Origin of the sequence: Collimonas sp., assembly GCF_044339385.1 — a bacterium.
In the GTDB taxonomy this organism is placed as follows: domain Bacteria; phylum Pseudomonadota; class Gammaproteobacteria; order Burkholderiales; family Burkholderiaceae_D; genus Collimonas.
This window is the reverse complement of record NZ_JBIIVN010000134.1, coordinates 1-7,271: the sequence shown is the minus strand read 5'-3', so window position 1 is coordinate 7,271 and position 7,271 is coordinate 1. Positions and strand designations below refer to the sequence as shown.

The window sequence follows — 7,271 nt, the reverse complement described above, 5'->3', positions numbered from 1 at the left end:
AAGAGCAACAGAAAAACCGGGACAGCGCCGCGCAGCTGTATTGGAGGCAGGAAGTGCTTCTTAAACTATGCAGATATTTGTCTGGACAGATGGGTCCACTTTAGCCGGGCGGCAACAGGAGTGGGATTTACCAGATTGCGTTGGCTTTCAAACTCTGCTGACAAAATGTTTTAACTGTTTCGCTGTTTTAGGGTTGAAGGTACAATCCGGCAAGAAAAAATCTGAAGGAGGTCGCTCTATGAGTTGGCTAGAAAAATTATTGCCCCCACGTATTCAGCGTAACGAGTCGGCAACGCGCAAGTCGATTCCTGAGGGATTGTGGGTCAAATGTCCGTCTTGCGAGGCAGTTCTGTATCGCACGGATCTCGAATCGAACATCCACGTTTGTCCGAAGTGCAGCCACCACATGCGCATTCGTGCGCGTGATCGTCTGGATGCGTTATTGGATGCCGGTGGGCGTTATGAAATCGGCCAGGAAACACTGCCGATCGATACCCTTAAGTTTAAGGATAGCAAGAAGTATCCAGACCGTCTGAAGGCGGCAATGGATGCTACCGGCGAAACCGACGCATTGATCGTGCTGGGTGGCTCGATCATGAGCTTGCCGGTGGTGGTCGCCTGTTTTGAGTTCGAATTCATGGGCGGCTCGATGGGTTCTGTGGTGGGCGAACGCTTTGTCCGCGGTGCTCAGGTTGCATTGGAGCAGAAAGTATCGTTCATCTGCATCACCGCCACTGGCGGCGCGCGGATGCAGGAAGGCCTGTTGTCTCTGATGCAAATGGCCAAGACCACGGCAATGCTGACTAAGTTGTCGGAAAAGAAATTGCCGTTCATCAGCGTGCTGACCGACCCGACCATGGGCGGGGTATCGGCCTCGTTTGCGTTTATGGGTGACATCGTCATTGCCGAACCGAAAGCACTGATCGGTTTTGCCGGCCCGCGTGTGATCGAAAACACCGTGCGCGAAAAGTTGCCTGAAGGCTTCCAGCGCGCTGAATTTTTGGTCACCAAGGGCGCGGTGGACATGATTGTTGATCGTCGCAAGATGCGCGAAGAAATTGCGCGCTTATTGGGGTTGTTGCAAGATCAGCCGGCCGAATCCATCGCTTGATGTGAATTGTGCGGGTCGCGGCCTGAACTGTTATCGGTTCGGGCCTTTTGTTTTTTCAGGCCGGCTTCTGGTTGTGTATTGTTGCAATATCCGGAGCAGGCTTTTCGCTGGATTTTCATATGCCCACTCTGCCTCCTAAACCACTAACGCTCGCCGAATGGCTCACATTGCTTGAGTCGCGCCATTTTAAGACCATCGATATGGGTCTGGACAGAGTGGTTCTGGTGAAGCAGCGGCTACAGTTGCAATTCTCCTGCCCGGTTATCATGGTTGCCGGTACAAATGGCAAGGGTTCAACCTGTGCCATGCTGGAATCCATTTTGCTACGTGCCGGTTACAAGGTCGGGCTCTACATCAAGCCGCATTTTTTGGATTTTAACGAGCGCGCTCGGATTGGTGGCGAATCAGCATCCGATGCGGCGCTGATTGCCAGTTTTGAGGCAGTAGAAGCGCTGCGCGGCGATGTTTCGCTGACCTATTTCGAATTCACCACTTTAGCCATCATGCATTTGTTGTCGCAGGCCAATCTTGATATCGTGATTCTCGAAGTCGGCCTCGGCGGACGTCTGGATGCGGTCAATATTGTCGATGCAGATGTGTCGATCGTCACCAGCGTCGATATCGATCATACCGACTACCTGGGTGATACGCGCGAGAAAATTGGCTTTGAAAAGGCTGGCATATTCCGCGCCGGCAAAGCTGCCATCTGCAGCGATCCGGTGCCGCCGCAATCGCTGATTGATCATGCTAACGCGATTGGCGCTGATCTGTGGCTCATGGGGCGCGATTTCAACTACACCGGCGATAAGCAGCAATGGAACTATAGCGGCCGGACGCAGCGCCGTAATTCACTCGGCTATCCTAGCCTGCGCGGCGCCAATCAGTTGTTGAACGCATCTGCGGCATTGGCTGCGCTGGAAGTGCTACGGGATAGTTTGCCGGTGGGTGCCCAGGAAGTGCGTAACGGCTTCGCCATGATGGATCTTCCGGGGCGTTTCCAGGTGCTGCCGGGACAGCCGCTGGTGATCCTGGACGTTGCCCATAATCCGCATGCCGCAGCGACGCTGGCACAAAACCTCGACAACATGGGCTTTCATCCCTACACCTACGCGGTGTTTGGTGCCATGCTCGATAAGGATATTGAAGGTATTGTCGCGCAACTAAAGGGGCGTATCGATCACTGGTGCCTGACCGCGCTCCCGTTGCCGCGCGCAGCCTCAGCAAGGCAATTGGAAGAACGTTTGCTGGGGGGCGATGCCCATCCTGAGCACGGCGGTGATGCCGAATCCAGCGTGCTTTGCTTCGATTCGCCAGCAGAAGCCTACGCAAATGCATTAAGCAGGGCTGGCGAGAATGATAGAATTGTGGTTTTCGGATCATTCCTGACGGTGGCCGGTGTCATGCAAGCCAGGAAATCCGGATTCCACTGACGATTTTCAAGCGGATTGCTCCTAAAGCCGCCAACTAGCAAAATATATCGCATGGGTTTGTTCTCTTTTCTTCGCAAAAACAAGCAGCAAACCGACCCTGATCAAGGCGTCTACCGGTCAAGGGCCGGCACCCGATTCGGCCCGGATGCCGAGCAGGCGGAGCTGCCTTTGCGCCCTCGCAAAACGCGAGCCGGCAAGACGGCCAATCAACAGAACGAAGCGGTAGACCCGGTCCTGCCGGAAAAAAAGCGTGCTCGTCGCCGCTTGGTCGGTGCTGTGGCGCTGGTGCTGGCCGTGGTGATCGTACTCCCGATGATCCTCGATTCTGAGCCGAAACCGTTGGCGGATGACATCGCAATTCAGATCCCATCGCGCGACAAGCCTGCCGCCAGCAGCGCCGCTGCATCTGTCAGCAGCAACGGATTGGACAAGCGCGAAGAAATCGTTGAGTCGGCGTCGGCTGCAACCAGCGCAGCTACTGCAGCACCTGCTCCCGCGGCTTCGGCCGCACCCCAGTCTGCCGCTGCGCCGGTAACAACGTCGTCTGCGGCAAGCGCTGTTACCAAGCCCGCTGCTGTTGACAGCCTTGCCGTTGTGGCGGCACCCAAGCCAGCAGTGCCGAAGTCCGATGTGAAGCCTAAGCCAGACCCTAAGCCAGAGCTTAAGCCAAAAGCCGAAATCAAGTCGAAACCGGAGATGGCAGTCGACAGAAGCGACGACTCTGCCCGTGCTTTGGCGATCCTTGACGGTCACACCGATGCTGCTCCAGCACCACAGAAAAAGCCGGGGAAATTCCTGTTACAGGTCGCTGCACTAGAGTCTCAAGACGGGGTGAATGAACTACAGAGCAAGCTGAGAGAAGCTGGCATTCAGTCTTATACACAAAAAGTGCCGACAGCCGGTGGCGAACGTATTCGCATCCGTGTTGGTCCTTTCAGTAGCAAGGAAGAAGCTGAAAAGGCGCGGGCCAAGCTGTCCAAGCTGGGTTTTAACGGCAGTTTGATTCCAGGCTGAATGAAAATGCAGTCTGATGCAGACGGCTTGATTTTCGTGTTAGTTGCTCCATATACATTGGCTATCAGAAGCCCCCCAATCCGCGTGACCACTTTCGATTATCTGGTGTTGTTCATATTGATCTGCTCGGTGGTGATCAGCACTTTGCGCGGTTTGGCAAAAGAGATTCTGTCGTTGGCGAGTTGGGTGATTGCTTTAGTGGTCGCCAACGCATATGGTGAAATTCTGGCAGAATTGCTTCCCGACGTAATTCCAGGAAATGTAGCACGCTTAATCGCGGCTTTTCTGGCGCTATTTATTGGCGCGAGGTTACTCATGATGTTGTTGAGCATGGCGCTCAGTGCTGTGATTAAGGCTAGCGGCCTGGGAGTCGTCGATCATGGATTGGGTGTATTGTTCGGGGTGGCGCGCGGCCTGCTAATCGTGCTGGCGGTAGTGTTGGTGTGTGGTGCTACGGCAATGCCGCAACAGCCTTTTTGGCGCGATGCGATGCTGAGCCCGTTTGCCGAATCCGCTGCGCGAGCTGTGGTTCCTTATTTACCAGGGACGTTTGCGAGCCATCTGAAGTTTTGAATTTGCTGTAATGGGTTGCCGTGTCTTTACGCCGTACCCGTTACGCTGTAACGAATTGTTTATTGTTTAGGAGTCCACCATGTGTGGCATAGTCGGCATCGCTTCCCAAAATCCCGCAAATCAACTTATTTATGACGCGTTGTTGCTCTTGCAGCATCGCGGTCAGGATGCTGCGGGCATCGCAACTAATCACGGTAACAGATTTTTTATGCATAAGGCCAACGGCCTGGTGCGCGACGTTTTCCGTACCCGCAACATGCGTTCGCTGCCGGGTAATTACGGCATCGGCCAGGTGCGCTACCCAACCGCCGGCACCGCCAGCGCAGAAGAGGCGCAACCGTTCTACGTCAATGCGCCGTTTGGCATCATCCTGGCGCACAACGGCAACCTGACCAACGCCGAGCAACTGAAGATCGAGATGTTCAAAAACGATCGTCGGCACATCAATACGGATTCCGATACCGAAGTGCTGCTGAACGTGCTCGCGCACGAGATCCAGCAAGCCACGATCGACTATTCGCTTGATCCGGGCGTGTTGTTCAAGGCCGTCGGCAATGTCCACAAGCGGGTGCGTGGCTCATACGCCGTGGTAGCGCAGATTGCTGGCCACGGTTTGTTGGCTTTCCGCGATCCTTACGGCATTCGCCCATTGTGTATCGGTGCCAACGAAACCGATAAGGGCACTGAATACGTGGTTGCCAGCGAATCGGTTGCACTCGAAGGTCTCGGCTTCCGCTTCCTGCGCGATGTCATGCCTGGTGAAGCGATTTTCATCGATATCGACGGCCAGATGTACAACCAGCAGTGCGCCGAAAATCCGACGCTGAATCCATGCGCGTTTGAATTCGTCTATCTGGCTCGGCCGGATTCGATAATTGATGGCGCCTCAGTGTATGCCACCCGCCTGAAAATGGGCGAGTACCTGGCTGACAAAATCAAGAAAGAGTTCCGCAGCGGTGACATCGATGTAGTCATGCCGATTCCGGATTCGTCGCGCCCGGCATCGATCCAGCTGGCGCTCAAACTGGGCATCGAATATCGCGAAGGCTTTATCAAGAACCGTTACATCGGCCGAACTTTCTTGATGCCGGGGCAAGCAATTCGCAAAAAATCGGTACGTCAGAAATTGAATGCGATCGCATCTGAATTCAAGGGCAAGACCGTGCTGCTGGTCGATGACTCCATCGTGCGCGGCACAACCAGCCGTGAGATCGTGCAAATGGCGCGTGACTCGGGTGCTAAACGCGTGATCTTCGCGTCGGCAGCGCCACCGGTCAAGTTTCCCAACGTCTACGGTATCGATATGCCGACCCGCGGCGAACTGATTGCGTATGGTCGTACGGACGAAGAAGTCTGCCGTGAAATTACCGCTGACGCGTTGGTGTATCAGGATATCGATGCATTGCGGCACTCCATCTCTGACGTCAATCCGCTGCTGTTGAATTTCGAAGCATCCTGCTTTGACGGCAATTACATCACTGGCGACATTTCACGCGATTATCTTGATCGTATCGAATTTGCAAGGAACAATCCAAAACCTGAAGCTGAGGAAGCGGTGCGTTCGCAGTTGAATCTTAGCCTGGCGCAAGTTGATTAATTACTCTGCACTCAACTGGCCAGGCGGTAAGTTAGGGTTAGCAGCATGCCCTGGCTGTAGCAGAGAGTGGGTAGGGTGGGGCATCGTGCCCACCCTTGCCTGAGCGAGCAATGTAACAAGGGCCCGCGCGGGCACTGGTGCCCACCCGACACAAGCAGCGATCAAAACATGATGCAAAAATACGGTTTCACTACCACCATCCTGCATAGCGACCGCCAGAAGACTGTCGAGCATGGCGCACCGCATAAGCCGATCCATAGCTCCGTGACGTGGGGCTACAAGGATGCGCGCCAGTTGGCCGATGTATTCCAGGGCAAGCAGTCGGGTTATCGTTATGGCCGTCAAGGCAATCCGACAGTTGCTGCACTGGAGGACAAGGTTACCAAAATGGAAGGCGGCCTCACCACCATCTGTTTCGCTTCCGGTATGGCGGCAATTGGCGCATTGATCCAGGCTTTGCTGCGCGAAGGCGACCATGTTGTGTCATCGGCATTTTTGTTCGGGAATACGGCTAGTATCTGGCAAACCTTTGGCGCTCAAGGCGGTAAGATAAGCATGGTTGATGCCACTGATGTGGCGCGGGTAGAGGCAGCGCTGACGCCGACGACGCGGATGGTGTTTGTCGAAACCATCGCCAATCCACGCACGCAGATCGCAGATCTCAAGCGTATTGGCGAGCTGTGCAATGCACGCGGAATATTGTTCGTGGTGGACAATACGATGACTTCACCTTACCTGTTCCAGCCCAAAGTGGTTGGTGCCGGCCTGGTGGTCAACTCGTTGACCAAGTCGATCGGCGGTCATGGCAATGCGCTGGGCGGTGCAATCACCGATACAGGTTTGTTTGACTGGAGCCGTTCTCCGAATATCTATGATGCCTACAAGCGTAATCCGCAAGCTCAGTGGGCACTGGCGCAAATCCGTGCCAAGAGTCTGCGCGATTTCGGCGCTGCGCTCGGCCCGGAAGCGGCGCATCATATTGCGGTCGGCGCTGAAACCATCGCCTTGCGCATGGAGCGCAGCAGCGCGAGTGCTTTAGCGGTGGCGCAGATGCTGGAAGCCGATCCGCGCGTCGCCGCGGTGCATTATCCAGGCCTGGAGTCGCATCCGCAGCATGCATTGGCGAGCGAATTGTTCCGCAGCAGTGGCTATCTGTTTAGCTTTGAATTGAAGCCGGAAATCGATTGTTTTGATTACTTGAATCGTTTGAAGCTAGCGATTTCCGCTACCCATTTGGGTGATAACCGGACCTTGGTGATTGCAGTGGCGCATACTATTTTCTACGAGATCGGTGCAGAGCGGCGTGCTGCTATGGGCATCAGCGAATCGTTGATCCGGGTTTCGATCGGTATCGAAGATACCGACGATCTGGTGGCCGATTTCAGGCAAGCATTGCACGCCTGAGTCAGCTGCGGGCAGGAGGATGAGAGCGGGATGGTTGCCAGGCAAGCATCCCGTTTGTATTTCAGATTCAGATGGTGGCGCGGTCCGCAGAGCTCGCCACTTTTAGTTGCAACGGCAAGAATGGAGGGTGTAATTAGTTTTG

The 7,271-nt window shown here is 54.9% G+C and carries 6 protein-coding genes; all 6 read left to right on the top strand.

Going from position 1 to position 7,271, the window contains the following annotated elements; translation table 11 throughout:
- Positions 1-238: 238 nt before the first annotated feature.
- The 6 genes from accD (at position 239) to ACIQ0R_RS09880 (ending at position 7,129) form a co-directional block, all read left to right on the top strand.
- Positions 239-1,111: an acetyl-CoA carboxylase, carboxyltransferase subunit beta gene (accD, locus tag ACIQ0R_RS09905; RefSeq protein ID WP_395826694.1), complete on the top strand. Its 873-nt coding sequence runs from the start codon at positions 239-241 to the stop codon at positions 1,109-1,111.
- Between the two features lie 119 nt (positions 1,112-1,230).
- Positions 1,231-2,541 (top strand): bifunctional tetrahydrofolate synthase/dihydrofolate synthase, encoded by a 1,311-nt coding sequence (gene folC / locus ACIQ0R_RS09900; RefSeq protein ID WP_395826691.1) that lies wholly within the window; start codon positions 1,231-1,233, stop codon positions 2,539-2,541.
- A 168-nt stretch (positions 2,542-2,709) separates the two neighbouring features.
- Positions 2,710-3,555, top strand: coding sequence for an SPOR domain-containing protein (locus ACIQ0R_RS09895; RefSeq protein WP_395826689.1), 846 nt, complete (start codon positions 2,710-2,712; stop codon positions 3,553-3,555).
- Between the two features lie 84 nt (positions 3,556-3,639).
- On the top strand, positions 3,640-4,128 hold the full coding sequence (locus tag ACIQ0R_RS09890; RefSeq protein ID WP_395826696.1) for a CvpA family protein: 489 nt from the start codon (positions 3,640-3,642) through the stop codon (positions 4,126-4,128).
- Between the two features lie 79 nt (positions 4,129-4,207).
- Complete coding sequence (gene purF, locus ACIQ0R_RS09885; protein WP_395826686.1) at positions 4,208-5,725, top strand: amidophosphoribosyltransferase; 1,518 nt, start codon at positions 4,208-4,210, stop codon at positions 5,723-5,725.
- Between the two features lie 168 nt (positions 5,726-5,893).
- A complete protein-coding gene (locus ACIQ0R_RS09880) occupies positions 5,894-7,129 on the top strand; it encodes a cystathionine gamma-synthase family protein (protein ID WP_395826683.1) in 1,236 nt (411 codons plus the stop codon).
- Positions 7,130-7,271: the final 142 nt, after the last annotated feature.

What these genes read in the sequence shown, in the direction of transcription:
- accD (WP_395826694.1), top strand. Translation starts at nt 239, where the DNA reads ATGAGTTGGCTAGAAAAATTATTGCCCCCACGTATTCAGCGTAACGAG.
- ACIQ0R_RS09880 (WP_395826683.1), top strand. Translation starts at nt 5,894, where the DNA reads ATGATGCAAAAATACGGTTTCACTACCACCATCCTGCATAGCGACCGC.
- folC (WP_395826691.1), top strand. Translation starts at nt 1,231, where the DNA reads ATGCCCACTCTGCCTCCTAAACCACTAACGCTCGCCGAATGGCTCACA.
- purF (WP_395826686.1), top strand. Translation starts at nt 4,208, where the DNA reads ATGTGTGGCATAGTCGGCATCGCTTCCCAAAATCCCGCAAATCAACTT.